This is a genomic window from Streptomyces sp. BJ20 (genome assembly GCF_022869105.1).
Classification (GTDB): Bacteria; Actinomycetota; Actinomycetes; order Streptomycetales; family Streptomycetaceae; genus Streptomyces; species Streptomyces griseoincarnatus.
Map to the genome: position 1 here is coordinate 3,084,081 of NZ_CP094918.1, position 24,559 is coordinate 3,108,639.

General features: G+C 74.5%; 23 protein-coding genes. 12 read left to right on the forward strand and 11 right to left on the reverse strand.

Annotated features, from left to right (window positions below; all coding sequences use genetic code 11):
• Positions 1-13: 13 nt before the first annotated feature.
• The gene (locus tag MTR79_RS13940; RefSeq protein ID WP_086702430.1) at positions 14-631 is read right to left on the reverse strand and encodes a TetR/AcrR family transcriptional regulator; all 618 of its coding nucleotides are present in this window, start codon (positions 629-631) and stop codon (positions 14-16) included.
• A 253-nt stretch (positions 632-884) separates the two neighbouring features.
• Here MTR79_RS13940 and MTR79_RS13945 point away from each other — a divergent pair, with 253 nt between their 5' ends.
• Genes MTR79_RS13945 through MTR79_RS13960 form a run of 4 tightly spaced genes read left to right on the forward strand, consistent with a single transcriptional unit; the run spans position 885 to position 5,701 of the window.
• Positions 885-1,451, forward strand: a complete 567-nt coding sequence (locus MTR79_RS13945) for a 2Fe-2S iron-sulfur cluster-binding protein (RefSeq protein ID WP_086702429.1) — start codon at positions 885-887, stop codon at positions 1,449-1,451.
• Positions 1,448-2,440: a xanthine dehydrogenase family protein subunit M gene (locus MTR79_RS13950; RefSeq protein ID WP_244790434.1), complete on the forward strand. Its 993-nt coding sequence runs from the start codon at positions 1,448-1,450 to the stop codon at positions 2,438-2,440. Before MTR79_RS13945 ends, MTR79_RS13950 begins: the two co-directional genes overlap by 4 nt.
• A complete protein-coding gene (locus MTR79_RS13955; protein WP_244790436.1) occupies positions 2,437-4,569 on the forward strand; it encodes a xanthine dehydrogenase family protein molybdopterin-binding subunit in 2,133 nt (710 codons plus the stop codon). Before MTR79_RS13950 ends, MTR79_RS13955 begins: the two co-directional genes overlap by 4 nt.
• Complete coding sequence (locus MTR79_RS13960) at positions 4,562-5,701, forward strand: XdhC/CoxI family protein (protein ID WP_244790438.1); 1,140 nt, start codon at positions 4,562-4,564, stop codon at positions 5,699-5,701. Before MTR79_RS13955 ends, MTR79_RS13960 begins: the two co-directional genes overlap by 8 nt.
• A 519-nt stretch (positions 5,702-6,220) precedes the next feature.
• Here MTR79_RS13960 and MTR79_RS13965 read toward each other — a convergent pair.
• Positions 6,221-6,787, reverse strand: a complete 567-nt coding sequence (locus MTR79_RS13965; RefSeq protein ID WP_048454968.1) for an NAD(P)H-dependent oxidoreductase — start codon at positions 6,785-6,787, stop codon at positions 6,221-6,223.
• 121 nt (positions 6,788-6,908) lie between these two features.
• Here MTR79_RS13965 and MTR79_RS13970 point away from each other — a divergent pair, with 121 nt between their 5' ends.
• From MTR79_RS13970 to MTR79_RS13980, 3 genes are all read left to right on the forward strand, one after another.
• Complete coding sequence (locus tag MTR79_RS13970) at positions 6,909-7,562, forward strand: TetR/AcrR family transcriptional regulator (RefSeq protein ID WP_189364574.1); 654 nt, start codon at positions 6,909-6,911, stop codon at positions 7,560-7,562.
• 81 nt (positions 7,563-7,643) lie between these two features.
• Positions 7,644-8,681, forward strand: coding sequence for a LacI family DNA-binding transcriptional regulator (locus MTR79_RS13975; protein WP_086704413.1), 1,038 nt, complete (start codon positions 7,644-7,646; stop codon positions 8,679-8,681).
• Positions 8,682-9,204: 523 nt separating this feature from the next.
• A complete protein-coding gene (locus MTR79_RS13980; RefSeq protein WP_244790440.1) occupies positions 9,205-10,650 on the forward strand; it encodes an aldehyde dehydrogenase family protein in 1,446 nt (481 codons plus the stop codon).
• A 28-nt stretch (positions 10,651-10,678) separates the two neighbouring features.
• On the opposite strand, the gene trxA is transcribed toward MTR79_RS13980, so the two are convergent.
• On the reverse strand, positions 10,679-11,113 hold the full coding sequence (gene trxA, locus MTR79_RS13985; RefSeq protein WP_279954262.1) for a thioredoxin: 435 nt from the start codon (positions 11,111-11,113) through the stop codon (positions 10,679-10,681).
• 74 nt (positions 11,114-11,187) lie between these two features.
• On the opposite strand from trxA, the gene MTR79_RS13990 reads away from it, so the two are divergent.
• Positions 11,188-12,633 (forward strand): NAD(P)/FAD-dependent oxidoreductase, encoded by a 1,446-nt coding sequence (locus MTR79_RS13990; RefSeq protein WP_244790441.1) that lies wholly within the window; start codon positions 11,188-11,190, stop codon positions 12,631-12,633.
• Between the two features lie 43 nt (positions 12,634-12,676).
• Here MTR79_RS13990 and MTR79_RS13995 read toward each other — a convergent pair whose 3' ends face one another.
• The gene (locus MTR79_RS13995) at positions 12,677-13,321 is read right to left on the reverse strand and encodes a peptide deformylase (protein WP_244790442.1); all 645 of its coding nucleotides are present in this window, start codon (positions 13,319-13,321) and stop codon (positions 12,677-12,679) included.
• A 132-nt stretch (positions 13,322-13,453) separates the two neighbouring features.
• Here MTR79_RS13995 and MTR79_RS14000 point away from each other — a divergent pair, with 132 nt between their 5' ends.
• Positions 13,454-14,860 carry a PepSY domain-containing protein gene (locus MTR79_RS14000; RefSeq protein ID WP_244790443.1) on the forward strand — a complete coding sequence of 469 codons (1,407 nt, stop codon included), beginning with the start codon at positions 13,454-13,456 and terminating at the stop codon, positions 14,858-14,860.
• 52 nt (positions 14,861-14,912) lie between these two features.
• Here the strand turns inward: MTR79_RS14000 and MTR79_RS14005 are convergent, their stop codons facing one another.
• Positions 14,913-15,260 carry a tetratricopeptide repeat protein gene (locus MTR79_RS14005; RefSeq protein WP_086704121.1) on the reverse strand — a complete coding sequence of 116 codons (348 nt, stop codon included), beginning with the start codon at positions 15,258-15,260 and terminating at the stop codon, positions 14,913-14,915.
• Positions 15,261-15,394: 134 nt separating this feature from the next.
• Here MTR79_RS14005 and MTR79_RS14010 point away from each other — a divergent pair, with 134 nt between their 5' ends.
• Both MTR79_RS14010 and MTR79_RS14015 read left to right on the forward strand, forming a co-directional pair.
• On the forward strand, positions 15,395-16,372 hold the full coding sequence (locus tag MTR79_RS14010) for a pyridoxal-phosphate dependent enzyme (protein ID WP_244790445.1): 978 nt from the start codon (positions 15,395-15,397) through the stop codon (positions 16,370-16,372).
• 114 nt (positions 16,373-16,486) lie between these two features.
• On the forward strand, positions 16,487-16,846 hold the full coding sequence (locus MTR79_RS14015) for a cupin domain-containing protein (RefSeq protein ID WP_086704124.1): 360 nt from the start codon (positions 16,487-16,489) through the stop codon (positions 16,844-16,846).
• 36 nt (positions 16,847-16,882) lie between these two features.
• On the opposite strand, the gene MTR79_RS14020 is transcribed toward MTR79_RS14015, so the two are convergent.
• On the reverse strand, positions 16,883-17,272 hold the full coding sequence (locus MTR79_RS14020; protein ID WP_244790447.1) for a VOC family protein: 390 nt from the start codon (positions 17,270-17,272) through the stop codon (positions 16,883-16,885).
• A 115-nt stretch (positions 17,273-17,387) separates the two neighbouring features.
• Between MTR79_RS14020 and MTR79_RS14025 the strand changes: the two genes are divergently transcribed.
• Positions 17,388-18,725, forward strand: coding sequence for a ricin-type beta-trefoil lectin domain protein (locus MTR79_RS14025; protein WP_244790449.1), 1,338 nt, complete (start codon positions 17,388-17,390; stop codon positions 18,723-18,725).
• A gap of 214 nt (positions 18,726-18,939) precedes the next feature.
• On the opposite strand, the gene MTR79_RS14030 is transcribed toward MTR79_RS14025, so the two are convergent.
• From MTR79_RS14030 to MTR79_RS14050, 5 genes are all read right to left on the reverse strand, one after another.
• Positions 18,940-20,322, reverse strand: a complete 1,383-nt coding sequence (locus tag MTR79_RS14030) for a VWA domain-containing protein (RefSeq protein WP_244790451.1) — start codon at positions 20,320-20,322, stop codon at positions 18,940-18,942.
• Entirely contained in the window at positions 20,319-21,176 is an 858-nt protein-coding gene (locus MTR79_RS14035) for a MoxR family ATPase (protein WP_244790453.1), read from the reverse strand. Before MTR79_RS14035 ends, MTR79_RS14030 begins: the two co-directional genes overlap by 4 nt.
• A gap of 459 nt (positions 21,177-21,635) precedes the next feature.
• Positions 21,636-22,268, reverse strand: coding sequence for a lactate utilization protein C (locus MTR79_RS14040; protein ID WP_244790455.1), 633 nt, complete (start codon positions 22,266-22,268; stop codon positions 21,636-21,638).
• On the reverse strand, positions 22,265-23,743 hold the full coding sequence (locus tag MTR79_RS14045; RefSeq protein WP_244790457.1) for a LutB/LldF family L-lactate oxidation iron-sulfur protein: 1,479 nt from the start codon (positions 23,741-23,743) through the stop codon (positions 22,265-22,267). The genes MTR79_RS14040 and MTR79_RS14045 overlap by 4 nt, the downstream gene beginning before the upstream one ends.
• Positions 23,740-24,495 carry a (Fe-S)-binding protein gene (locus MTR79_RS14050; protein WP_244790459.1) on the reverse strand — a complete coding sequence of 252 codons (756 nt, stop codon included), beginning with the start codon at positions 24,493-24,495 and terminating at the stop codon, positions 23,740-23,742. The genes MTR79_RS14045 and MTR79_RS14050 overlap by 4 nt, the downstream gene beginning before the upstream one ends.
• Positions 24,496-24,559: the final 64 nt, after the last annotated feature.

The following is a 24,559-nucleotide window of genomic DNA, read 5'->3' on the forward strand; positions in this document are numbered from 1 at the left end:
GACGAACCGTTGGCTAGGGGGCGTCGTCCGTCGCCCTCCGTCCCGGCGCCCCCACCCGCAACCCGTCCATGACCAGGTCGAACAGGCGGGCCGCGCGCGGCTGCCAGTCGCTTTCGGGGTCGAGCTGCCAGAGGCCGCCGAGGGCGAGGATGAGGTCGTCCGCGGTCACGCCGGGGCGGATCGCCCCGGCCTCCTCGCATGCCCTCAGGAGGCGGTCCGTCGCGTGCAGGAGCGAGTCGTGGCCGGGTTTCGCCGGCCCGTTGGGGGAACTGGTGGCCTGCCGGATCGCGTCCGCGAGACCCGCCTTGGTCATGCCGAACCGGGCCAGCCGGTCCATCCACTCCCGCAGCGCCCGGTCGGGCTCCCGCGTGCCCAGGAGCTGGTCCGCGCTGTCGGCGACCTGCCGCAGCTCGTGCCGGTAGATCTCCATGACCAGCGCCTCGCGGCTGGGGAAGTTCCGGTAGAACGTGCCCTGTCCGACGCCCGCCTTCTTGGCGATCACGCTCAGCGGGGTGTCGGCCGACCGCGTCAGCTCGGTGACGGCGACGGCCAGGATGCGCTCGCGGTTGCGCTGCGCGTCAGCCCGCTGGGGTGTCTCCGTGCTCCGGGACGCGTCCTTGTGCTCGTCCACCGGTCCTCCTCCCGGGCCTGACCGAAACCCGTCCTTGATAAGCGGACAGCTGTCCACTACGTTCTGAGTAACGGACAGCTGTCCGCTTCCGGTCCATCGTATCGGCGGACCCGGGCGGCTCGGGACGGCCCTTCCGCATGCCCCGCGCCACCGCCGCGTCCGCACGACCGCGCACGTCACACCATCCCGCAGTCCGCGCGCCCCGCACAGAGCCACGACCACGTCCGCCTGCCCGCGTGAAAGAAGGCCGTCCATGACGCCCCCCACGTCGTCCAGCACCGTGACCCTGAACATCAACGGCGAGAAACACACCCTGACCGTCGACCACCGCACCACCCTGCTCGACGCCCTGCGCGACCGCCTCGACCTGACCGGCACCAAGAAAGGCTGCGACCACGGGCAGTGCGGCGCCTGCACCGTCCTCGTCGACGGCCGCCGCACCGTCTCCTGCCTGCAGCTGGCCGTCGCCTCCGAGGGCCGTGAGATCACGACCGTGGAGGGCGTCGCCGAAGGGGAGCGGCTGCACCCGGTGCAGCAGGCCTTCCTCGACCTCGACGGCTTCCAGTGCGGCTACTGCACCCCCGGCCAGATCTGTTCGGCCGTCGCCGTCATCGAGGAGCACGCCGCCGGCTGGCCCAGCGCCGTCACCGCGGACGTACGGCCCGAGGCCGGTCCGCCGCCCCTGAACACCGAGGAGATCAAGGAACGTATGAGCGGCAACCTCTGCCGTTGCGGCGCCTACGGCCAGATCGCGCAGGCGGTCGCCCGTGCCGCCGCCGAGGCGTCCACCGAGAAGCTCACCGAGGAGACCACCGTATGAGGGAGTTCGACTACCGGCGCGCCGACGACGTCACCGGCGCGGTCGCCCTGCTGGACGCAGACCCGGACGCCCGCTACCTCGGCGGCGGCACCAACCTCGTCGACCTGATGAAGAACGGCGTCGAGGCCCCCGCCCGGCTCGTCGACGTCCGCTCCCTCCCACTGGACCGGATCGAGACCGGTGACGACGGCTCCGTACGCGTCGGCGCCACCGTCACCAACAGCGACCTCGCCGCGCACCCGCTGATCCGCGACCGCTACCCGGCACTCACCCAGGCCGTCCTGGCCGGCGCCTCCGGGCAGCTCCGCAACATGGCCACCGTCGGCGGGAACCTGCTCCAGCGCACCCGCTGCGGCTACTTCACCGACATCACCCGGCCCTGCAACAAGCGCGAACCGGGCAGCGGCTGCCCGGCCGTCGAGGGGGAGCACCACAACCACGCCGTCCTCGGCGCCTCCGAGCACTGTGTGGCCGTCCACCCCTCCGACATGGGCGTCGCGCTCACCGCCTTCGACGCCGTCGTCTCCTGGCGGACCGCCGAGGGCGCCGGAGAGGCCCCGCTGACCGACTTCTACCTGCCGGTCGGCGACACCCCGCACCGCGAGACCGTCCTGCCGCCCGGTGCGCTCATCACCCACGTCACCCTCCCGCCCGCACGCGCCGCCGCCCGCTCGCGCTACCGCAAGGTCCGCGAACGCGCCTCGTACGCCTTCGCGATCGGCTCGGTCGCCGCCGCGCTGGAGGTGGACGACGGCGTCGTCCGCGACGCCCGCCTCGCCCTCGGCGCGGTCGCCTCCCGGCCCTGGCGGGCCCGCCTCGCCGAACGGGTCCTCGTCGGCGCGCCCGCCACCGCCGAGTACTTCACCGCCGCCGCCGACGCCGAACTCGCGGCGGCCCGCCCCCTGCCCCACAACGGCTACAAGGTGACCCTCCTGCGCAACCTCGTCGTGGCCGTGCTGACCGAACTCGCCGAGGAGACCTCCCGATGACCGTCGCACCCCAACGCCCCGCCGTACCCGGCCAGGTCGGCACCGCGCGCACCCGCGTCGAGGGCCGCGACAAGGTCACCGGCGCCGCACGCTACGGCGGCGACATCCCGTTCGCCGGGCTCGCCCACGGCATGCTCGTGCTGTCCACGGTGGCCCGCGGCCGGATCCGGTCGGTCGACACCGGCGCGGTGCTCGCCATGCCGGGCGTCCTCACCGTCCTGCACCACGGCAACGCCCCCAGGCTCACCAGCGACTACGTCGGCATGCTGGGCGTCCCGCCGGACCCGACCGCCGTCGTCTTCCAGCACGATCGCGTGCCGCACGCCGGCTGGCCCGTCGCCCTCGTCGTCGCCGAGACGCCCGAGCAGGCGCGGGCGGCGGCCGACGCCCTCACCGTCCGTTACGAGGAGGAGCCGCACGACGTCGCGCTCTCCGCGGACCGGCCCGACGCCTACGCCGCCGACGGGCACATGCCCGGCACCACGGAGAAGGGTGACCTGGAGGCCGAACTCGCGGCCTCCGCACACGTGGTGGACGCGGAGTACACCACGCCCGAGGAGCACCACGCCATGATGGAGCCGCATGTGGCGACGGCGTGGTGGGACGGCGGACGGCTCGACGTCGTCGACTCCGACCAGGGCATCACCTGGGTCGCCGACGAACTCGCCCGCATGTTCTCCCTCGACGCGTCCGCGGTGCGGGTCCGCTCCGAGCACGTCGGCGGCGGCTTCGGCAGCAAGGGCGTCCGCCCGCCGCAGGTGGCCGCCGCGATGGCCGCGGCCGAACTGGGCCGCCCCGTGCGTGTGTCGCTGACCCGTCGCCAGATGTTCTCCGTCACCGGCTACCGCAGCCCCACGGTGCAGCGCGTCCGCCTGGGCGCGGAACCCGACGGACGGCTGCGCGCCCTGGAGCACACCTCGCTCAACCAGACGTCCACGGTCTACGAGTTCGTCGAGCCGGGAGCGGGCGTGGCCCGCACGATGTACGACGCCGTCGCCCACCGCACGGAGAATCGCGTCGTACGCCTGGACGTGCCGTCCCCGACGTGGATGCGGGCGCCCGGCGAGGCGCCGGGGTCGTTCGCGCTGGAGTGCGCCCTCGACGAACTGGCCGAGAAGTGCGGCGTCGACCCGATCGAACTGCGGCTGCGCAACGAGCCGGAGACCGGGCCGGTCAGCGGGCTGCCGTTCGCCGGACGCAACGTCGCCGCCTGCTTCCGCGAGGGCGCCCGCCGCTTCGGCTGGGACGCCCGCGACCCGCGCTCCGGCGTGCGCCGCGACGGACGCTGGCTGGTCGGCACCGGCACGGCCGCCGCGTCCTTCCCCGCGGGCACCCTGCCGTCCACGGCCGCGGTGACCGCGGAGCCCGACGGCACCTTCACCGTCCGCATCTCCGCCTCCGACATCGGCACCGGGGCGCGCACGGCGCTCACCCTGATCGCCGCCGACGCGCTGCGGGTGCCGTCGGAGCGGATCGACGTGCGCCTCGGCGACAGCGACTTCGGCCCGTCGGGCATCGCCGCCGGCTCCATGGGCACGCGCTCGTGGGGCTGGGCGGTCGCGGCGGCCGCCGAGGAGCTGCGCGAACGCCTCGTGCCGGGCGGCGAGTTGCCCCCGGAGGGCATCACCGTACGGTCCGACACGACCGCGGCGATCGCCGCCCTGGCGGCCAAGGAACGGCACACCTGGGGCGCCCAGTTCGCCGAGGTCGCCGTCGACGTCACCACGGGCGAGGTACGGGTGCGGCGGATGCTCGGCGTCTTCGCCGCCGGCCGCATCGTCAACCCGTTGACCGCCCGTAACCAGCTCGTCGGCGGGATGACCTGGGGCATCTCCATGGCCCTGCACGAGGAGGCGGTGCGCGACCCGGCCTCCGGCGCGCTCTACGGCGCCGACCTGGCCGGCTACCACGTCGCCACCCACGCGGACGTGCCCCCGGAGGTCGAGGCCGTCTGGGTCGACGACCACGACCCCGACGACCCGGTCGGCATCAAGGGCATCGGCGAGGTCGGCATCGTGGGCGCGGCGGCCGCCGTCGCCAACGCGGTGTGGCACGCCACGGGGGTGCGGCACCGCGGTCTGCCGATCCGCCCGGACCGGGTGCTGCGGGCGGGAGGTCCGGATGCTTGACCTCGCCGACGACCTTCGGCGCTGGCTGGAGGAGGGCAGGGACTTCGCGGTGGCCACGGTGGTCTCCGTGGGCGGCAGCGCGCCGCGCGGCCCCGGCGCCGCCCTCGCCGTCGACCGCGCCGGCACGGTGATCGGCTCGGTGTCCGGTGGCTGCGTCGAGGGCGCGGTGTACGACCTGTGCCAGGAGGCCCTCGCGGACGGGCGGGCGAGGACGGAGCGGTTCGGCTACAGCGACGAGGACGCCTTCGCGGTGGGCCTGACCTGCGGCGGCACGATCGAGGTGCTGGTCACGCCGGTCGGCGCGGGCAGCCCCGTCCGGCCGGTGCTCCGGTCCGCCCTGACGGACCTCCCCCGGGGCGGGCCGGGCGCGCTGGCGTGGGTCACGGACGGCCCGGCGGACCTGCTGGGCCGCGTGCTCCTCGTCCGCCCCGACGGCACGCACGAGGGCGGCCTCGGCGGCGCGGCGGAACTGGACCGCGCCGCTGCCGCCGCGGCCCGCGACCTGCTGGTCGCGGGCAGCACGGGGACGGTCACGGCCGGGCCGGGCGCGGACGCGTACTGCGCCGGCCGCCCGACCCTCTTCGTGCAGTCGTCCGTGCCCCCGGCCCGCATGATCGTGTTCGGCGCGATCGACTTCGCGGCGGCGCTGGTACGGGTGGGAGCCTTCCTGGGCTACCACGTCACCGTGTGCGACGCGCGGCCCGTGTTCGCGACCCGGGCCCGCTTCCCCGAGGCGGACGAGGTCGTCGTCGACTGGCCGCACCGCTATCTGCGCAACACCCCGACCGACGCGCGCACGGTGCTGTGCGTGCTGACGCACGACGCCAAGTTCGACGTGCCGCTGCTGGAGGTGGCGCTGGGGCTGCCGGTCGCGTACGTCGGCGCGATGGGCTCGCGCCGCACCCACGCCGACCGCCTGCGCCGCCTGCGGGACGCGGGGGTGGGGGAGCGGGAACTGTCCCGCCTGCGCTCCCCGATCGGCCTCGACCTGGGCGCCCGCACCCCGGAGGAGACGGCGCTCTCCATCGCGGCGGAGATAGTGGCGACGCGCCACGGCGGCACGGGAGCGCCCCTGGCGACGACGACCGCGCCGATCCACCGGGAAGGGCGGACGGCTTCGGCGGCGGCATGAGCGAAACCCGTCCGGGGCCGGCCCGACGCGGGGCGGATTGTCTCCGGAGCCGGGGGCCGGGGGCCGGGGGCCGGGAGCCCGGTGCCGGGCTGGGGGGCTGTGTGGCTCGTCCGCCTCCCGGCAGGCGGGCGCGGATTGTCTCCCGGAGCCCGGAGCCCGGAGCCCGGAGCCCGGAGCCGGGAGCCTGGTGCCGGGCTGGGGGGCTGTGTGGCTCGTCCGCTTTCCGGTAGGCGGGCGCGGATTGTCTCCCGGAGCCCGGAGCCCGGAGCCCGGAGCCCGGAGCCCGGAGCCCGGAGCCGGGCTGGGGGCCTGTGTGGCTTGCCCGCCTCCCGGTAGACCGGAGGCCCCGTGGTCCGGATGGCGAGCCCCAGGGCGGTGGGCGGTCGTGCGGCCCCGGCGTCGACGGCCGGGCGGACATGCCGGAGGCCGTTGCCGCTGCGAAGGGTCGGAGGGCCCGCGCCACCGCGTACGGCGAAGGGGCGGGAGGCGCGGGCTTCCGGCCCCTTCGGGGGTGTGTCGTCAGGCGGCGGCCTTCTCGCCGTCGACCAGGGCGTGCAGCCGGTTGAGGACCTCCGCCAGCTGCTCGGCGACCTCGGTGTCGTCCGCCGGGTGGGTCTCGGCGAAGCGGGTCACCGAGCCGGGGATGGCCAGCTTGAGGTCCTCGACGACCTTGCCGCCGGCGATGCCCACGGCCTTGCGGGCCTCCTCCTGCGCCCAGACGCCGCCGTACTGGCCGAAGGCGGTGCCGACCACGACGACCGGCTTGCCGCCGATGGCCCCGGCGCCGAAAGGCCGGGACAGCCAGTCGATGGCGTTCTTCAGCACGGCCGGGATGGTGCCGTTGTACTCCGGGGTGAAGAGCAGCAGCGCGTCCGCGGCCGCGGCGGCCTCGCGCAGCTGGGCGGCGGCGGCCGGCACGCCGCCCTCGACGTCGACGTCCTCGTTGTAGAACGGGATCTCCGCCAGTCCCTCGTGCAGCGCGATGTCGACGCCCGCGGGGGCGAGCTTCACCGCGGCCTCGGCCAGCTGACGGTTGTGCGAACCGGCGCGAAGGCTGCCGACGAGGGCGAGGATGCGAACAGACATGAGGAACTCCAGGGGCTGGACTATGACCTGAGACACAATGCGGACCGGGGTCCGCTTTGCAGTTGTAGCAGTTTAACCGGACCCCGGTCCAGTTTCATTCCCGATGCTTTACGCTGGCTTCATGTCCGCCGCGCCGCCGTCCGCACCGACTCCCCAGGAGCCCGTCGAGTCCCCGCAGCTGCTGCAGCTGGGTCTCGACGACGAGCCCTGCCTGCGCGCCGACGCCGCCCGCAACCGGGCCCGGCTGCTGGAGGCGGCCGCCGGACTCGTCGCGGCGCGCGGCGCCGACGCCGTCACCATGGAGGAGGTCGCCGCCGCGGCCGGTGTCGGCAAGGGCACCGTCTTCCGCCGCTTCGGCGACCGCACGGGCCTGCTCATGGCCCTCCTCGACCACAGCGAGAAGAAGCTCCAGGCCGCCTTCCTCAGCGGCCCCCCGCCGCTGGGCCCGGGCGCGCCCCCGGCCGAACGGCTGCGCGCCTTCGGCCGCGCCGCCCTGCGCCGCACCGTCGAGGACCTGGAGCTCCAGCTCGCGGCCGAAGCGGACCCGGGCCGCCGCTTCACCCTCCCGCCCTACCGGGTGCGCCACCATCACGTCGCTCTGCTGCTGCGCCAGGCGGTCCCGGACGCCGACTGCGACGTGCTCGCCCACACGCTGCTGGCCCAGCTCGACCCCGCCCTGATCCACCACCTGATGCACCAGTGCGGGATGCCGCCGCAGCGTCTCGAGGACGCCTGGACCGACCTCGTCGACCGGATCACCGGCACCACCGCCTGACCTCCCCGAACGCACCCCCGCGCGTTCTCAACTCCCCCGCATGGAGGGCGCGTTACGGCTTCTGCGAAGATGCCGTACGTCATGGTGCAGATACCGAACCCGCCCGCGCCCGCGCCCCCCGCACCGAAGCGCTCCGTGCCGACGAGCGCCGATGTGGCCCGCCTGGCCGGCGTCTCGCGCGCGACCGTCTCCTACGTGCTGAACAACGCCCGCGCCGTCCGGATCAGCGAGCCCACCCGCCGCCGCGTGCGCGAGGCCGCGCGCGAACTCGGGTACGTCCCGCACGCGGCCGCCCGCAGCCTGCGCGCCGGGCACAGCCGCATGGTCCTTATGCCCGCGCCGGCGTTCCCCGTGGGCCCGCTGTACAGCAGGTTCATCAACGAACTGCAGGCCGCGCTGAGCCTGCTCGACTACACGGTCGTCCAGCACGGCACCATCGGCGTCCACGACGACGAGGCCGCCCGCGCCTGGGCGGAGCTGCGCCCGGTCGCCGTGCTCGTGCCCGGATCCGGGCTCGGCCCGCGCGGCGTCGAGGTGCTCAAGCGCTCCGGGGCGCGGGCGGTCGTCACCCTCGGCCCCGAGACCGTGGAGGGCGCGCACGCGCTGCTCATGGACCACGACGTGGTCGGACACAGCGCGGGCGCCCACCTGTTCGACACGGGGCGCCGCCGGATCGGCGTGGTCGTGCCGGGGGAGCGGGGGCTGGACACGTTCTCCGCGCCGCGGCTCGCGGGCGTACGGGCCGCTGTGCGCGGCACCGACGCGACGGTGACCGAGCTGCCGCTCGCCCACGACGAGGAGGCGGCGGCGTCGCTCGCCCGGCGCTGGCGGGATCTCGGGCTCGACGCGGTGTTCACGTACAACGACGAGTACGCGATGCTGCTGATGCGGGCGCTGCAGGACGAGGGGATCCGCATCCCCGAGGAGACGGCGGTGGTCGGCGCGGACGACCTGATGCTGGGGCGGCTGCTGCGGCCTCGGCTGAGCACGGTCCACCTGGAACTGCCGTCCGGCCAGGAACTGGCGGACCTGGTCGACCGGGCGGTCCGCGACCCGTCGGCGTCACCGGAGGCGCACAAGGTGCTGGGCGCGAGGACGATCCGCCGAGACTCCACCTGACGCGGCCGTTCGCACGGCCGGCTGCCGCCTTCCCCGGCACACCGGCACCCCGGCGGCCCGCGCGCGCCGCCGTCGGCCGGCTGCCGCCTTCCGCGGGCGGTCGCGCCGCTGGGGCGGCACGGGTGGGCGCGAGGGCGCCCCGTGGGCCCCGGGCTGCGCACCGTCCCCCCGGCCCAGTGCCACGCGCCGAGCCATGGTGCCTACGCTGCCCTTGGGCGGTACGACGACAGACCGCGCCCGTCGCGGTCGGCTGTGGGTGTCCCGTGGCCCGGCGTCGGCGGGTTGCCGCCCGCGCCCACCCGTGCCGTCCCGAGTGGCACGACTGCGTGCGGCTGGCGCGTCCGTCGCGCTCGGCTGTGGGTGTCCGTCCCGTAATCCGGCGTCGGCGGCTTGCCCCCCCCGCGCCCACCCGTGCCGCCTCGAGCGGCACGACTGCGCACGGCCGCCCGCGGTCAGGCGTAGACGTGTGTTGCCCACCCCGCCCAAGGGGTACGCGGACCGGACCGCGACGCAGGAGGGCGTCATGACTTGGCCCGACCCCGCCACCGCCACGACCCATCCCCTCAAGGGCCCCCACCACCCCGTCACCGAGCCCGCGACCGGTGACCGCCTGACCACGGTCACCCTGGCCGCTCCCGAGGACGTGGAACCCGCCGCCGAAGCGGCGCACACCGCACAGCACGCCTGGGCCGCCGCCCCCCACTTCGACCGAGCAGCCGTCCTCCGCCGAGCAGGCGACCTCTTCGCCGACCACGACCACCACCACCCCGCGCTCAAGGACTGGCTCGTCCGCGAGGCCGGCAGCATCCCCGGCAAGGCCGACTTCGAGCTCCACGTGGCCGCCCAGGAGTGCTACGAGGCCGCAGCCCTCGCCTCCCGCCCGGCGGGCCAGGTGCTGCCCACCGAGGAGCAGCGCCTGTCGTACACCCGCCGCGTCCCCGTCGGCGTGGTCGGCGTCATCGCCCCGTTCAACGCGCCGCTCATCCTGTCGATCCGTTCCGTCGCCCCGGCCCTCGCCCTGGGCAACGCCGTCGTCCTCAAACCGGACCCCCGCACAGCGGTCTGCGGCGGGCTCGCCCTCGCCGCGGTCTTCGCCGAGGCGGGGCTGCCCGAGGGGCTGCTCCAAGTGCTCCCCGGGGGAGCGGAGGCCGGTCAGGCGCTGGTCACCGACCCGCACATCCCGGTGATCTCCTTCACGGGCTCCACCGACGCCGGCCGCGCCGTGGGCGAGGCCGCCGGCCGGCACCTGAAGCGCGCGCACCTGGAGCTGGGCGGAAACTCCGCCCTCGTCGTCCTGGAGGACGCCGACCTCGACGCGGTGATCTCGGCGGCCGCCTGGGGCTCGTTCTTCCACCAGGGCCAGATCTGCATGACGACCGGCCGCCACCTGGTGCACGCGTCGCTGTACGAGGAGTACGTGGAACGGCTGGCCGTCCGCGCGGACGAGCTCACCGTCGGCGACCCGCACCGCGAGCGGGTGCACCTGGGCCCGCTGATCGACCGGGGCCAGCTCGGCAAGGTGCACGGACTGGTCGGGGCCAGTACCGCGGGCGGCGCCCGGCTCGCGGCCGGGGGCGCCCACGACCGCCTGTTCTACCGGCCCACCGTGCTCGCCGAGGCGGACGACCTCACCCCCGCCTACACGGAGGAGGTCTTCGGCCCCGTCGCGCCGGTACGGCCGTTCGGCACCGACGACGAGGCCGTCGCCCTCGCCGCGGCGAGCCCCTACGGGCTGGCGGTCGGCATCGTCACCGCGGACCCGGCGCGGGGGCTGGACCTCGCGGACCGCATCCCCACGGGCATCGTGCACGTGAACGACCAGACGGTGAACGACGAAGCCGTGGCCCCCTTCGGCGGGGTCGCCGCGTCCGGCACCGGCTCCCGCTTCGGCGGCGAGGCCAACCTGGACGCGTTCACCGAACTGCGCTGGACGACGGTCCGCGGCGGGGCGGCGCGCCACCCGTTCTGATCACACGCCGCGTGCGGGACAGGGCGCGTCAGGCGCCCTGGCCGCCACCCTGCTGCTGGGCCTGCTGCTCGGCGATCTGCTGCCGCACCTGCTCCATGTCCAGCTTGCGGGCCTGACCGATGACATCGGTCAGCGCGGCCTCCGGCAGGGCGCCGGGCTGGGCGAACACCGCGACCTGGTCGCGGACGATCATCAGCGTCGGGATCGACTGGATGCCGAAGGCCGCGGCCAGCTCGGGCTGCGCCTCCGTGTCCACCTTGCCGAACACCAGGTCGGGGTTGTCCTCGGCCGCCTTCTCGTACACCGGTGCGAACTGCTTGCAGGGCCCGCACCACTCCGCCCAGAAGTCGATCAGCACGAACTCGTTGTCGGTGACCGTCTGGTCGAAGTTCTCCTTGGTGAGTTCGACGGTGGCGCTCATGGTCTGGTCCTCTTCCTGCTGTCGGCTCGGGCGTCGGCTCAACACGGCCGACCGGTCACGTATTCCGCGCCCCTACCCATGTGGCCACCTGGCACACCACCCGCCAGACTGACGCCATGACGGAAACGCGAACGACGCACACGGAAGCGACCGCCTACGACGTGGTGGTGATCGGCGCCGGACCGGTCGGGGAGAACGTCGCCGACCGCACCCGCGCGGCCGGGCTCTCCACGGCGGTGGTGGAGAGCGAACTGGTCGGCGGAGAGTGCTCCTACTGGGCCTGCATGCCCAGCAAGGCCCTGCTGCGCCCGGTCCTCGCCCGGGCCGACGCCCGACGCCTGCCCGGACTGAGCGCGTCCGTCCAGGGCCCCCTGGACACCGCCGCCGTGCTCGCCCGCCGCGACTCCTTCACCTCCGGCTGGAAGGACGACGGCCAGGTCCAGTGGCTGGAGGGCACCGGCGCCGACCTGTACCGGGGCCGGGGACGCCTCAGCGGCCCGCGCACCGTCACCGTCACCGGTCCCGACGGCCGCGAGAGCGTCCTCACCGCCCGGCACGCCGTCGCCGTCTGCACCGGCAGCCGCGCCCAGCTCCCCGACCTGCCCGGACTGGACGAGGTCCGCCCCTGGACCAGCCGCGAGGCCACCAGCGCCCACTCCGCGCCCGGCCGGCTGGTCGTGGTGGGCGGCGGGGTCGTCGCCACCGAGATGGCCTGCGCCTGGCAGGCGCTCGGCTCGCAGGTCACCGTCCTGGTGCGCGGCGACGGCCTGCTCGGCCGCATGGAGCCCTTCGCGGGCGAGCTGGTCGCCGAGGCACTCACCGAGGCCGGCGCCGACCTGCGTACCGGCACCTCCGTGAAGGCCGTGAGCAGGGAGAACGGCACCGTCGTCGTCCTCACCGACACCGGCGACCGGATCGAGGCCGACGAGATCCTCTTCGCCACCGGCCGCGCCCCCCGCACCGACGACCTCGGCCTGGAGACGATCGGCCTGGAGCCGGGGTCCTGGCTGGAGGTGGACGACAGTCTCCGGGTGACCGGCCACGACTGGCTGTACGCCGTCGGCGACGTCAACCACCGCGCGCTGCTCACCCACCAGGGCAAGTACCAGGCGCGCATCGCGGGCGCCGCCATCGTCACCCGGGCGGCGGGCGAGCCGGTGCGGACCGAGAGGTGGGGCGCGCACACCGCCACAGCCGACCACGCGGCCGTCCCGCAGGTCGTCTTCACCGACCCGGAGGCGGCCTCCGTCGGCCTCACCCTCGCCGAGGCCGAGCAGGCCGGCCACCGGGTGCGGGCCGTGGACGTCGACCTGTCGTCGGTGGCGGGCGCGAGCCTGTACGGCGACGGCTACCGGGGCCGGGCCCGCATGGTCGTCGACCTGGAGGACGAGATCGTGCGCGGCGTCACCCTCGTCGGACCGGGTGTCGCGGAGCTGATCCACGCGGCGACCGTCGCGGTGGCAGGACGCGTCCCGGTCGGCCGGCTGTGGCACGCCGTCCCGTCGTACCCCACGATCAGCGAGGTGTGGCTGCGGCTGCTGGAGGCCTACCGCGACGCCTGACCGGCGCCCACGACCGGGACGGCTCCCGAGGGGGCGGGCGCGGCTACGGCAGGTCGAAGCCCAGCGCCCGCGCCGCCTCCTCGGCCGTCGGCTGCCCCCAGTACCGGGCCGCCGCCGCGTTGCAGGACAGCGAGCGCGGCTCCGCCCGGTCCAGGTACAGCGTGCCGTCCAGATGGTCGGTCTCGTGCTGCACGATCCGGGCGGGCCAGCCGGTGAACTCCTCGTCGAGTGCCCGCCCCCGCTCGTCCTGCCCGGTCAGCCGCACCGCCGCGTGCCGCGCCACCACCGCCTGATAGCCGGGCACACTCAGACACCCCTCGAAGAACGCGGCCCGCTCCGAGCCGACGGCCTCGTACGCCGGGTTCACCAGCACCCGGAACGGCTGCGGCTCCCGCCCGCGCGCGACCCGCACCTCCTCCGGCACCGGCGCCGGGTCCTCGATCACCGCGATCCGCAGCCCCACCCCCACCTGTGGCGCGGCCAGCCCCACACCGGGCGCCGCGCGCATCGTGACGCGCAGCGCCCGCACGAACCGCGTCAGCAGCGCGTCGCCCAGCTGCCCGTCGTACGGCACGGTGCGGCGGCGCAGCACCGGGTGTCCGGCGGCGACGATGGGCAAAGGACCCTCCTCGGCGAGGAGTTGCTCGACCCGCTCGGCCAACGGCACGTGATCGCTCGCAGCTTCCATCACGCCAGGATCGCATGACCTTCACCCTGTGTGTCCCAGCTCACACACCGCTCCCGGGAACTCGGCGGCACTCCGCCCCGACCTCTGCACCGGCACCACCCGTCGAACCTGTCCCCCGGGAGAACACCGCCGATGACCACCACCCCCACACCCGCCACCGACGACGCCCCCTCACCGCCCGCACCCGCACCCGCACGCGGCAGGGGCGCCTGGGCCACCCTCCGCCCGCTCGTCCTGCGCCTGCACTTCTACGCGGGCGTCCTGGTGGCGCCGTTCCTCCTCGTCGCCGCCCTCACCGGCCTGCTGTACGCCGCCTCCTTCCAGGCGGAGAGGATCCTCTACGCGGACGAGCTGACCGTCCCCGTCGGTGACCGCGAACTGCCCCTCTCCGAGCAGGTGGAGGCCGCCCGCGCCGCTCACCCCGACGGCGAGATCGCCGCCGTGCGTCCCTCCCCGGAGCCCGGCGCCACCACCAGGGTGCTGCTCTCCGGCGTCCCGGGCGTCGACCCGGGCCACACGCTCGCCGTGTTCGTCGACCCGTACACCGCGCGGGTCCGCGGCGCGCTGGAACAGTACGGGTCCACGGGCGCCTTGCCCCTGCGCACCTGGATCGACGAGTTCCACCGCGACCTGCACCTCGGCGAACCGGGGCGGCTCTACAGCGAGTTCGCGGCGAGCTGGCTGTGGGTCGTCGCCTGCGGCGGGCTCGTGCTGTGGTTCTCCCGCCGCCGCGCGCGGCGCGGACTGCGCGGCACCACCGGGCGCCGTCGCACCCTCGGCCTGCACGCCGGGGTGGGCGCATGGGCCGCGCTCGGTTTCGTGTTCCTCTCCGCGACAGGCCTGACCTGGTCCGCGTACGCCGGCGCGCACATCGGCGACCTGCGCGCCGCGCTCGGCCAGGAGACCCCCACGGTGTCCGCCACGGCCGGCGAGCACACGGGCCACGGCACGGCCGGGGGAACGGGCGGCGACGCGGCGCACGGCGTCGGCCTGGACCGGGTGCTCGCTGCGGCGCGCGCCGAGGGCCTGGACAACCCGGTGGAGCTCGTGCCGCCCGCCGACGCGTCGTCCGGGTACGTGGTGCGGCAGATCCAGCGGAGCTGGCCGGAGAAGCAGGACGCGGTGGCCGTCGACCCGGCCACCGGGCAGGTCACCGACGTGCTGCGGTTCGAGGACTACCCGATCCTCGCCAAACTCACCCGGTGGGGCATCGACCTGCACACCGGCACCCTGTTCGGCCTGGTCAACCAGATCGCCCTGATGCTGCTCGCCCTCGCCCTGATCCTGCTGATCGTGTGGGGCTACCGCCTGTGGTGGCAGCGGGGCCGCGGCTCGGCGTTCGGCCGGCCGGTCCCCCGGGGAGCGTGGCAGCACGTGCCGCCGCAGCTGCTGGTGCCGCTGCTCGCGCTGATCGCCGTCCTCGGGTACTTCCTCCCGCTGCTCGGCATCCCGCTGGCGGTGTTCCTCGCCGTCGACGTCGTGCTCGGCGAGATCGCACACCGCAGGGGCCGCCGGACGTACGGCCCCGCGCCCCTCTGACACGCACGGTGCCCGGCTCCCCGAAGGGAACCGGGCACCGTCCGTGCGCGTGTCAGATCTCGCCGAAGTCGCCGGCCAGCGCGGCCGCGAGCCGCAGGTGCGTCTGCGCCTCGGCGTCCCGCCCCTGCCGCTGCAGGGTGCGGCCGAGCATCAGACGGGCGTAGTGCTCCACCGGGTCGCGGTCCACGATGATCCGCAACTCGGCCTCCGCGCGGCGCAGCTGGGCCGAGTGGTAGTAGGCGCGGGCGAGCAGCAGACGCGGCCCGGTCTGCTCCGGCACCTCCTCGACCAGGCTGCCCAGGACCCGCGCGGCGGAGTAGTAGTCCTTGGCGTCGAAGAACATCCCCGCGCGCTCCCAGCGCTCGGCGTGCGTTCCGTGGTCGTAGTACGTGGTGTTCACCCGGCACCTCCTTCGCGCCCGACAACCGGGCCGGCCACCCCGGTATTCCCCCTCCCTCCGTGCCCCTGTGGCCGGCGGCGCGGCCGGTGCGGGATGCGTAGGCTGACCGCACCGACTTCCTCCGGAGGGACCGCGTGACGACCACCACCCCGCCGATCACCCTGGACGACGTCCGCTCCGCCGCCGCACGCCTGCACGGCGTCGCCCACCGCACGCCCGTCCTGCGCTCCCGCACCCTGGACGCGCTCGTCGGCGCCGAGGTGCACCTCAAGTGCGAGAACTTCCAGCGGGTGGGCGCCTTCAAGTTCCGCGGCGCCTACAACACGGTCTCCCGGCTCCCCCCGGACCGGCTGTCGCGGGGCGTGGTCGCCTACTCCTCCGGCAACCACGCCCAGGCCGTCGCCCTCGCCGCCCGCGAGCTGGGCACCACCGCGGTCGTCGTCATGCCGGAGGACGCGCCGCCCTCCAAGCGCGCCGCCACCGAGGGGTACGGCGCGGAGGTCGTCTCCTACGACCGCTACACCGGCGACCGCGCGGCCCTCGCCGAGTCCCTCGCCACCGAGCGGGGCCTCACCCTGGTACCGCCCTACGACCATCCCCACGTCATCGCGGGACAGGGCACGGCCGCGCTCGAACTGCTCGAGGAGACCGGCGAGTTGGGCGCGCTGATCGCGCCGGTCGGCGGCGGGGGACTGATCGCCGGAAGCGCCACCGCCGTGAAGGGCCTGCACCCGGCGACCCGGGTGGTCGGCGTCGAACCGGAGGCCGGGGACGACACCCGGCGCTCCCTGGAGGAGGGCCGGCGCGTCACCGTGCCGGTGCCCCGCACCATCGCCGACGGCCAGGCCGTCCCCACCCCCGGCGAGCTGACCTTCGCCGTGAACCGCCGTCTGCTGGACCGGGTCGTGCTGGTCGACGACGAGGCGATCAAGGAGGCGATGCGGTTCGCCTTCACCCGGCTGAAGATCGTCCTCGAACCGAGCGGGGCCACCCCGCTGGCCGCCCTGCTCACCGGCCGCGCGGGCCCGCTCCCGCCCCGCGTCGGACTGATCCTGTCCGGCGGCAACGTCGACGCGGAACGCTTCGCCCGTCTGTGCGCCCCCGGCGGCTGAGCGGGCCGCCCCGCGCCCGTCACCCGGATGGCGCCCCCGGGTGGACGGGCGGACGATGAGGAGGTAGGACCCGGCCCTCGCCGTACGGGGCCGTCATCGGAAGGGAGCAGGGACATGCTCGAGGTGAAGACGCTGGACAAGCCCGACGAGCGACGCGACTTCCCGAGGGGCCACCTCGAAGCGGTCCACATGACGGGGCTCGACTTCGCGGTCGCCACGTTCGAGCCGGGATGGCGCTGGTCCGAGTCGGTCGGCCCGATCGCCGGCACGGAGTCGTGCGGCATCCACCACAACGGCTACGTTCTCCAGGGCCGCATGCACATCCGCATGGACGACGGCGCGGAGAGCGAGGTCGGCCCCGGCGACGTCTTCGTGTGCCCGCCGGGCCACGACGCGTGGGTCGTCGGCGACGAACAGGTCGTGGTTCACGACTTCGCGGGCGCCATGGCGACGGACTACGCGAAGGCGGACTAGACACCGGCGCGAAGGCGGACTAGACACCGCCCGCGTCTAGTCGAGGTAGTGGGCGCGTCCCTCGTCGTCGAGGTCGACGGGCCCCGTGGGGATGACACAGAACTCGTTCCCCTCGGGGTCCGCCATCACAAGGAAGCCGCCGTCCTCGTACCCCTCCAGGCGCCGGCCCCCGAGCCCTTCGATCCGGTGCCGCTCGGCGGCCGGGTCGGGCGCGGCGATGTCGACGTGCATGCGGTTCTTGCCGGACTTGGGAGTGTCGGCGCGCTGGAAGCCCAGCGCCAGGCCGTTCTCGCGACGGAGCCAGACGTAGGGGCCCGTGCGGCCCACGACGGGCCTGCCGAGAACCTCCGACCAGAAGGCGGCGAGCCGCTCGGGGTCCGTCGCGTCGACGATGAGGGCGTTGATCTGCGCTGAGGAATCGGTCATGCGCCGATCCTCTCCGGATACGGGGTGCGGGCGGTCTTGGCGCGGCCCGCGGACACGGCTAGGGTCCGTTTACAACGTTGTGTGACTCTCTCGCGTGCTCTCGTGGAGGATGCCGATGCCGGGTTCGCGCGCCACCGACCGCTTATCGATCCGGACGTGGGCGCGAGCCCTGTGCGCCCTGGCGGCGGCGTGGGCCGCGGTCGTCGCCGCCCCGGCCGTGTCCGCCGCCCCCGCCCAGCCGGCCTCGGCTCACGCACCCTCCGTGGCCGCCGACGCGGGGACGGACCACGTGGCGCTGGGCAGTTCCTTCGCCGCGGGCCCCGGCATCCCGCCCCTCCAGCCGGGCGACGGCGCCGAGGCCTGCGCCCGGTCGGCCGTCAACTACCCCAGCCTCGTGGCCCGCGAGATCGGCGCGGACCTGACGGACGTGTCGTGCAGCGGCGCCACGACCGGGCACGTGCTGAGGGACCATCAGGGCACCCGTCCGCCGCAGATCCAGGCCGTGACCCCGGACACGCGTCTCGTCACGGTGACGATCGGCGGCAACGACGTCAACTACCTCGGCAGCATCAACGCCTACTCCTGCCAGGCGAGCGGCACCTCGGGCTGCCCGACGGTGAACCGCGACCCGATCGAGCGGACCTTCCCCGAACTCCCCGGCCGTATCGCGGACATCGTGCGCGCGGTTCACGCCGTGGCGCCCCATGCCCGCGTGTACCTGGTCACCTACTTCACCCTGCTGCCGGACTCCGGCACGTGCGCCGTCGCGCCCCTGACCGACGAACAGGCCGCGTACGAACGGAGCATCGCCGCGCGCCTGGCCGCCGCCACCGCCGACGCGGCCGCCGCGACGGGCGCCACCCTGGTCGACCTGGCGGGCGCGAGCCGCGGCCACGACGCGTGTTCGGCGAACCCGTGGGTGGAGTCGTACCGCCCGGCGCAGGGCCGGTCCACCTACCACCCCAACGAGGCGGGCATGCGGGCGGCGGCCGACCTCGTGCAGGCGGCCCTGGCGTCGGGCGGGGTGACGCAGACGGCCGCCTTCCGTTCCGGCATCCCCGGCAAGTGCGTCGACGTCCGCGACGCCGCCACGGCCGACGGCACACCCGTCCAGCTCTACACCTGCAACGGCACGGCGGCCCAGCGCTGGACCCACGTCCCCGGCGAGGGCGGCACCCTGCGCGCGCTGGGCCGCTGCCTCGACGTCAGCGGCGGCGGAACCGCCAACGGCACCAAGGTCCAGCTCTGGCACTGCAACGGCACCGGCGCCCAACGCTGGATCTCCGGCCCCGGCTCGTCCCTGGTCAACCCCCGGTCGGGCCGCTGCCTCGACGACCCGGGCAGCTCCACCGCGGACGGCACCCAGCTCCAGATCTGGGACTGCAACGGGACGGCCGCCCAGCGCTGGACTACGACGGCGGGGCTTCGGCGGCTCCAGGGGCTTCGGGAGTAGATCCAGTATCAGCGAGGGCCGGAACACAGATCTACGGCACGCAGACGGCCGGGGTGAAGGACGGCTCACCGGTGCCGTGGCCCTGCGAGCACCCCGAGCGCATGTCGCCCACCTCGCCGACCGCGGCATCCGACGCGCTCCGAGCCGAAGTGGGGATCGAACCCTTCGCCGACCACGTGGCAGACACGCCCCGGCGTGACGAGCCCACGGCGCCTCACACCGGCAGCAACCGCCCCACCAGCGCGTCCAGTTGCCGTACGTTCCTGCACTCCCGCATGTCCACCAGTTCCGCGTATGCCGGGGCGGCGGAGTCGCCCGTGCCCCAGAGGGTGCGGGGCTCGGGGTTGAGCCAGTGGACGCGGCGGGTGCGGCGGGTGAGGTCGCGCACGGCGGGGAGGTTGGGGTCGGCCATGTTGGTGCGGGCGTCTCCGAGGACGAACACCGTGGTGCGCGGGCCGACGGCGTCGGCGTACCGGTCGGTGAACTCGCCCAGGGCGGCGCCGTAGTCGCTGCTGTCGTGCCAGGCGGTGAGCCGGGCCTCCGCGCGGATGCGGGCGTTCAGGCCCTCCGGGTCGGCGGTCCCGTGGACCAGCAGGCCGGTCACCTCGTCGACGCGGTTGACGAAGGCGAAGACCCGTACCTTGGAGAACTGGTCGTGCAGCGCCTGCACCAGCAGCATCGTGAAGTCGGAGAAGCCGGCCACCGAGCCCGACACGTCGCACAGCAGCACCAGTTCGGGCCGCGCGGGCCGGCGACGGCGCAGGACGGGCTTCACCGGCACCCCGCCCGTGGACAGCGAGCCACGCAGCGTCCTGCGCAGGTCGATGGTGCCGCGCGCGGCCCTGCGGCGACGTGCCGCGAGCCGCGTCGCCAGCTTACGGGCGAGCGGCCGGACCGTCCGGCGCATCTCGGCCAGCCGGTCCTTGCCGGCGAGTAGGAAGTCGACCCGGTCGGCGGTCGGCGCGAGCGCGCGGCGGGCGATCTCGTCGCGGCCCCGGCGCTCCGCCGCCCGGCGCCGCGCCTCCACGGTGACCAGCCGGCGGAACTCCTCGACGCGCCGCCGGATCTCGTCCTCCAGCAGCCGGTCGGCGAAGCTCCCGGTCCCGTCCCGCCCGCGCACCTCGTCCCGCACCCGCGCCAGCAGCGTCTGCGGGCGCAGCCGGTCCAGCGTCTGGTACGACGACCAGCCGTCCGAGCCGGGTGAACCGCCGTACCCGCCGAAGCCGTCGACCGCCTCCACCGCCAGCCGGGCCAGCGCCGCCGTGTCGTTCGCGGCGAGCGCCTCCGCGAGCCGGGCGCGCAACGCCTCGCGGTCCGCGTCGCCGCCGTCACCGTCGGGCAGGCCCACCCGGCTCGGGAAATACAGCTCGAAGACCGCGTCGAACACCGGGCGTCCGCCCGCGCCGTGCAGCAGGGTCGCCGCCAGGCCCTCCCGGAGCAGTTCCCGGTCGGCGAGGCCCAGCGCCTCCACGGCGCGCGCCGCGTCCACGGTCTCCCCGGTGCCGATACGCAGCCCGTGCGCGCGCAGCGCGTCGACCAGGCCGGTCAGCCGGGTCACCAGGTCCGTGTCCGCGAGGCCAGGGCCGGCGGCGGTCACAGCGCGTCCAGGTCGAGCTTGGCAGCCGCCTTCTGGATGTCGTCCTGATGCTTGAGCACCACGCCCAGACTGTCCCGTACGACCGTCTCGTCGAGCGTGCTCGCACCGAGCGCCAGCAGGGTGCGCGCCCAGTCGACGGTCTCGGCGACCGACGGCGCCTTGCGCAGGTCCATCGCGCGCAGCGCCCCCACCACCCGCACCACGGACTCGGCCAGCGCCGCGTCGATCCCCGGCACCTTCAGCCGGACGATCCGCCGCTCCAGCTCCGCGTCCGGGAACCCGATGTGCAGGAACAGGCAGCGGCGGCGCAGCGCCTCGGACAGCTCCCGGGTCGCGTTGGAGGTGAGGACGGTGAACGGCCGGCGGGTCGCGGTGACCGTGCCCAGCTCGGGCACCGTCACCTGGAAGTCGCCCAGCACCTCCAGCAGCAGTCCTTCGATCTCGACGTCCGCCTTGTCGGTCTCGTCGATCAGCAGCACCTTGGGGTCGTCGCCGCGGATCGCGGTGAGCAGCGGACGGGGGAGGAGGAACTCCTCGCTGAAGACGTCCGTGCGGGCCTCGTCCCAGGTCTCACCCCGCCCCGCGCTGATCCGCAGCAGCTGCTTGGCGTGGTTCCACTCGTACAGCGCGCGCGACTCGTCCACGCCCTCGTAGCACTGGAGCCGCACCAGCCGGGCGTCGCAGGCGCGGGCGACGGCCTTGGCCAGCTCGGTCTTGCCCACGCCCGCGGGGCCCTCCACCAGCAACGGCTTGCCGAGCCGGGCGGCGAGGAAGACGGTGGTGGCGACCGCGGGCGAAGCCAGGTAGCCGGTCTCGGCGAGACGAGTGGAGACGTCGTCGACGGAAGTGAACAACTGCGGCCTCCGGCTGGGCGCGGGAACGACGGTGTCCGGGCACCCCTGTGGAGTCCCGGACACCTATCTAAGCGCTTGCTCAGCCCTCTGTCACGCGCTCACCCAGTCTCGCGCTCGCTCCGTTCTGCGGTCACTCGGTCCCGCGGTCACTCGGTCCCGCGGTCACTCGGTCCCGCGGTCACTCGGTCCCGCGCTCGCGCCCACCGCCCGCACCGCCGCCGGGGTGCGCAGCACGCGCCGCGCCGTGTACAGGCTCGTGCCGACGGTCGCCGCCGCGTGCAGCGCCTCGGCGGCCGAGTGCCGTGTGCGGGTCGTGCCGAGTCCTGTCGCGCACCATCGTCATCTCCCCGTCCGGCACGCCCTGTGCCCTGGATACGACGCCAGGGAGGAGACGGGCGGCCCACACGGGGCGCAGTGCCCGTCGTGGGGGTGTACGCAGCGACACCCCCGGACGGTGGTTCACCGGACCAGCACGACCTCCAGGGTGCGCGGCCCGTGCACGCCCTCGACCCGGTCCAGCTCGATGTCGCTGGTCGCGGAGGGACCGGAGATCCACGTCAACGGGCGGGCGGGGTCCAGGCGTTCGAGGGCCTGGGGGACGGACGCCACCACCTGGTCGGGGACGCGCACCACGCAGATGTGGTGGTCGGGGATCAGGCTGATCCGGCGCCTGCCCTGGTCGGGGGAACCGTCCAGCACGATGGTGCCGGTCTCGGCGATGGCGACGGCGCACCCCGTCACCACGCTCTCCACCTGGTCCAGCTCCCGCGCGGTGCTGACCGCGCGGTCGTGCACGCGCGTCGGGTCCGCGGCCGACATCCACTCCGGCGGCAGGCCCGGCGGCACGAGCACGTACTGCGGTCCCCGCTGGGCGAGCAACCGCATGATCAGGTGAGGCAGTTCCTCCGAGTCCGTGCGGTGCACGACCGCCCGGTAGTCCGCCAGGTTCTCCGCCAGCAGGTCCACCGTCTCCTCGACGGTCCGCTCCCCGTGCTCGCGCAGGTAGTCCCGCTCGACCGGCGCGTCCTGGTCCGGCGGCACGTCCGCCAGGGCCCGCCTCACCCGGCCCAGAATCCGCTCCCTGCTGCTCACGCTCCACCGTCCTTCCCGCCGCGCGTCCGCCGCCACCAGTCCCGGAACGGCTCGGCCGGCACCGGCGGCAGGTCCCGGGTCCCGCTCCACGCCTTGCCCGGCCCCGGCAGGGTGCGCGGATGCAGCCGCCGCGTGCGCGAGGCGAGCCGCTGCCCGGTGCGCAGGGCGCCGGGACGGGTGAGCGCCCAGCGGGCCGCGCGCATCGCCGCCCGTTCGGCCGCGTGGCCCTTCGCGGGCCGCAGCCGCACCTTGTTGCCCTCGCGGACGGCCTCGCCGCCCTCCACGACCCGCTCCCGAAGATGCACCAGCACCTCGGGGATGTCGATGGCGACCGGGCACACCTCGTAGCAGGCCCCGCACAGCGAGGACGCGTACGGCAGCGAGGCGTCGATCTCGCTGCCGGTGCCCCGCAGTTGAGGGCTGAGGATGGCACCGATCGGGCCGGGATAGACCGAGCCGTACGCGTGCCCGCCGGCCCGCTCGTACACCGGGCAGACGTTCAGACAGGCGGAGCAGCGGATGCAGCGCAGCGCCTGCCGGCCCACCTCGTCGGCGAGGGTGTCGGTGCGGCCGTTGTCCAGCAGCACCAGATGGAAGGCGCGCGGACCGTCCGCGTCCGTGGTCCCGGTCCACATCGAGGTGTACGGGTTCATCCGCTCGGCGGTGGAGGAGCGGGGGAGGGTCTGCAGGAACACCTCCAGGTCCTGCCAGGTCGGCACGATCTTCTCGATGCCCACCACCGAGATCAGCGTCTCGGGCAGGGTGAGGCACATCCGCCCGTTGCCCTCGGACTCCACCACGACGAGCGTGCCGGTCTCGGCGACCATGAAGTTGGCGCCGGAGACGCCGACCTTGGCGCGCAGGAACTTCTCCCGCAGATGCAGCCGCGCCGCCTCGGCGAGGTCGGCGGGCGTGTCGGTGAGCCCTTCGGGCGCGGGGCGCCCCCACTCGCCCATCTCCCGCACGAAGATCTCCCGGATCTCCCCGCGGTTGCGGTGGATCGCCGGGACCAGGATGTGCGACGGCCGGTCCTTGCCCAACTGCACGATCAGCTCGGCGAGATCGGTCTCGTACGCATGGATGCCCTGCGCCTCCAGCGCCTCGTTCAGGGCGATCTCCTGCGTGGCCATCGACTTGACCTTGACGACCTCCGTCTCGCCGGTCGCCTTCACCAGTTCGGAGACGATCCGGTTCGCCTCCTCGGCGTCGGCGGCCCAGTGGACCACACCGCCCGCCGCCGTCACCGACTCCTCCAACTGCAGCAGGTAGCGGTCGAGATGACGCAGCGTGCGGTCCTTGATGCGCTTCCCGGCCTGCCGCAGCCGCTCCCAGTCGTCCAGCTCCGCGACCGCCCGCGCCCTCTTGGCACGGATGGTGTGCGTGGCGTGCCGCAGATTGCCGCGCAGCGTCGTGTCCCGCACGGCCTCCCGGGCCGCCGCCGGGAAAGCGGGCATACCGACGAACGTTCCGCTCATACGGCCGGGTCCTCCTCCGTGCTCGCCAGGATCTCCGCGATGTGCACCGGCCGCATGCCGGTCCGCAGCCGCGTCATCGTGCCGCCGATGTGCATCAGACAGGAGTTGTCCGCCGCGCACAGCACCTCGGCGCCCGTCGCCTCGGCGTTGCGCACCTTGTCCGCGCCCATGGCCGCCGACACGTCGGCGTTCTTCAGCGCGAACGTCCCGCCGAACCCGCAGCACTCGTCCGCGCCCGGCAGCTCCAGCAGCTCCAGTCCCTTCACCGCGCGCAGCAGCCGCAGCGGCCGCTCGCCCAGCCCGAGGGAGCGCAGACCGTGACAGGTCGGGTGGTACGTCACCCGGTGCGGGTAGTACGCCCCGACGTCCGTCACCCCCAGCACGTCCACCAGGAACTCGGTGAGTTCGTACGTCTTCTGCACGACCGGCGCCAGCACTGTCGCGAGACCGTCCCCACGCCCCTCGGACCGGGCCCGTTCCCCCATCCGCGGGTACAGCTCCCGCACCATCGCCCCGCACGACCCGGAGGGCGTCACGATCGCGTCGTGGTCGCGGAAGACGTCGGCGAAGTGACGGGCCATCGGCTCCGTCTCGTGCCGGTACCCGGTGTTGTAGTGGGCCTGACCGCAACAGGTCTGCGACTCGGGGAAGTCGACGTCGACGCCCAGCCGGGTGAGCAGCTTCACCACGGCGCGGCCGGTGTCGGGATGGAGCGTGTCGTTGACGCAGGTCAGGAACAGGGCGACACGCATCGCGGCTCCTCGTCCGGTCGATCATCGGGTGTGGGGCAGGGTAGTGCGGGTCCGGGCGTCCCGG

Excerpts from the sequence above, each read along its gene's own strand:
- MTR79_RS13990 (WP_244790441.1), top strand. The coding sequence starts at position 11,188 with ATGACGGAAACGCGAACGACGCACACGGAAGCGACCGCCTACGACGTG.
- MTR79_RS14050 (WP_244790459.1), bottom strand. The coding sequence starts at position 24,495 with ATGCGTGTCGCCCTGTTCCTGACCTGCGTCAACGACACGCTCCATCCC.
- MTR79_RS14015 (WP_086704124.1), top strand. The coding sequence starts at position 16,487 with ATGCTCGAGGTGAAGACGCTGGACAAGCCCGACGAGCGACGCGACTTC.
- MTR79_RS13970 (WP_189364574.1), top strand. The coding sequence starts at position 6,909 with ATGTCCGCCGCGCCGCCGTCCGCACCGACTCCCCAGGAGCCCGTCGAG.
- MTR79_RS13945 (WP_086702429.1), top strand. The coding sequence starts at position 885 with ATGACGCCCCCCACGTCGTCCAGCACCGTGACCCTGAACATCAACGGC.
- MTR79_RS14000 (WP_244790443.1), top strand. The coding sequence starts at position 13,454 with ATGACCACCACCCCCACACCCGCCACCGACGACGCCCCCTCACCGCCC.
- MTR79_RS14045 (WP_244790457.1), bottom strand. The coding sequence starts at position 23,743 with ATGAGCGGAACGTTCGTCGGTATGCCCGCTTTCCCGGCGGCGGCCCGG.
- MTR79_RS13955 (WP_244790436.1), top strand. The coding sequence starts at position 2,437 with ATGACCGTCGCACCCCAACGCCCCGCCGTACCCGGCCAGGTCGGCACC.
- MTR79_RS13975 (WP_086704413.1), top strand. The coding sequence starts at position 7,644 with ATGGTGCAGATACCGAACCCGCCCGCGCCCGCGCCCCCCGCACCGAAG.
- MTR79_RS13960 (WP_244790438.1), top strand. The coding sequence starts at position 4,562 with ATGCTTGACCTCGCCGACGACCTTCGGCGCTGGCTGGAGGAGGGCAGG.
- MTR79_RS13980 (WP_244790440.1), top strand. The coding sequence starts at position 9,205 with ATGACTTGGCCCGACCCCGCCACCGCCACGACCCATCCCCTCAAGGGC.
- MTR79_RS13965 (WP_048454968.1), bottom strand. The coding sequence starts at position 6,787 with ATGTCTGTTCGCATCCTCGCCCTCGTCGGCAGCCTTCGCGCCGGTTCG.
- MTR79_RS14025 (WP_244790449.1), top strand. The coding sequence starts at position 17,388 with ATGCCGGGTTCGCGCGCCACCGACCGCTTATCGATCCGGACGTGGGCG.
- MTR79_RS13950 (WP_244790434.1), top strand. The coding sequence starts at position 1,448 with ATGAGGGAGTTCGACTACCGGCGCGCCGACGACGTCACCGGCGCGGTC.
- MTR79_RS13995 (WP_244790442.1), bottom strand. The coding sequence starts at position 13,321 with ATGGAAGCTGCGAGCGATCACGTGCCGTTGGCCGAGCGGGTCGAGCAA.
- MTR79_RS14020 (WP_244790447.1), bottom strand. The coding sequence starts at position 17,272 with ATGACCGATTCCTCAGCGCAGATCAACGCCCTCATCGTCGACGCGACG.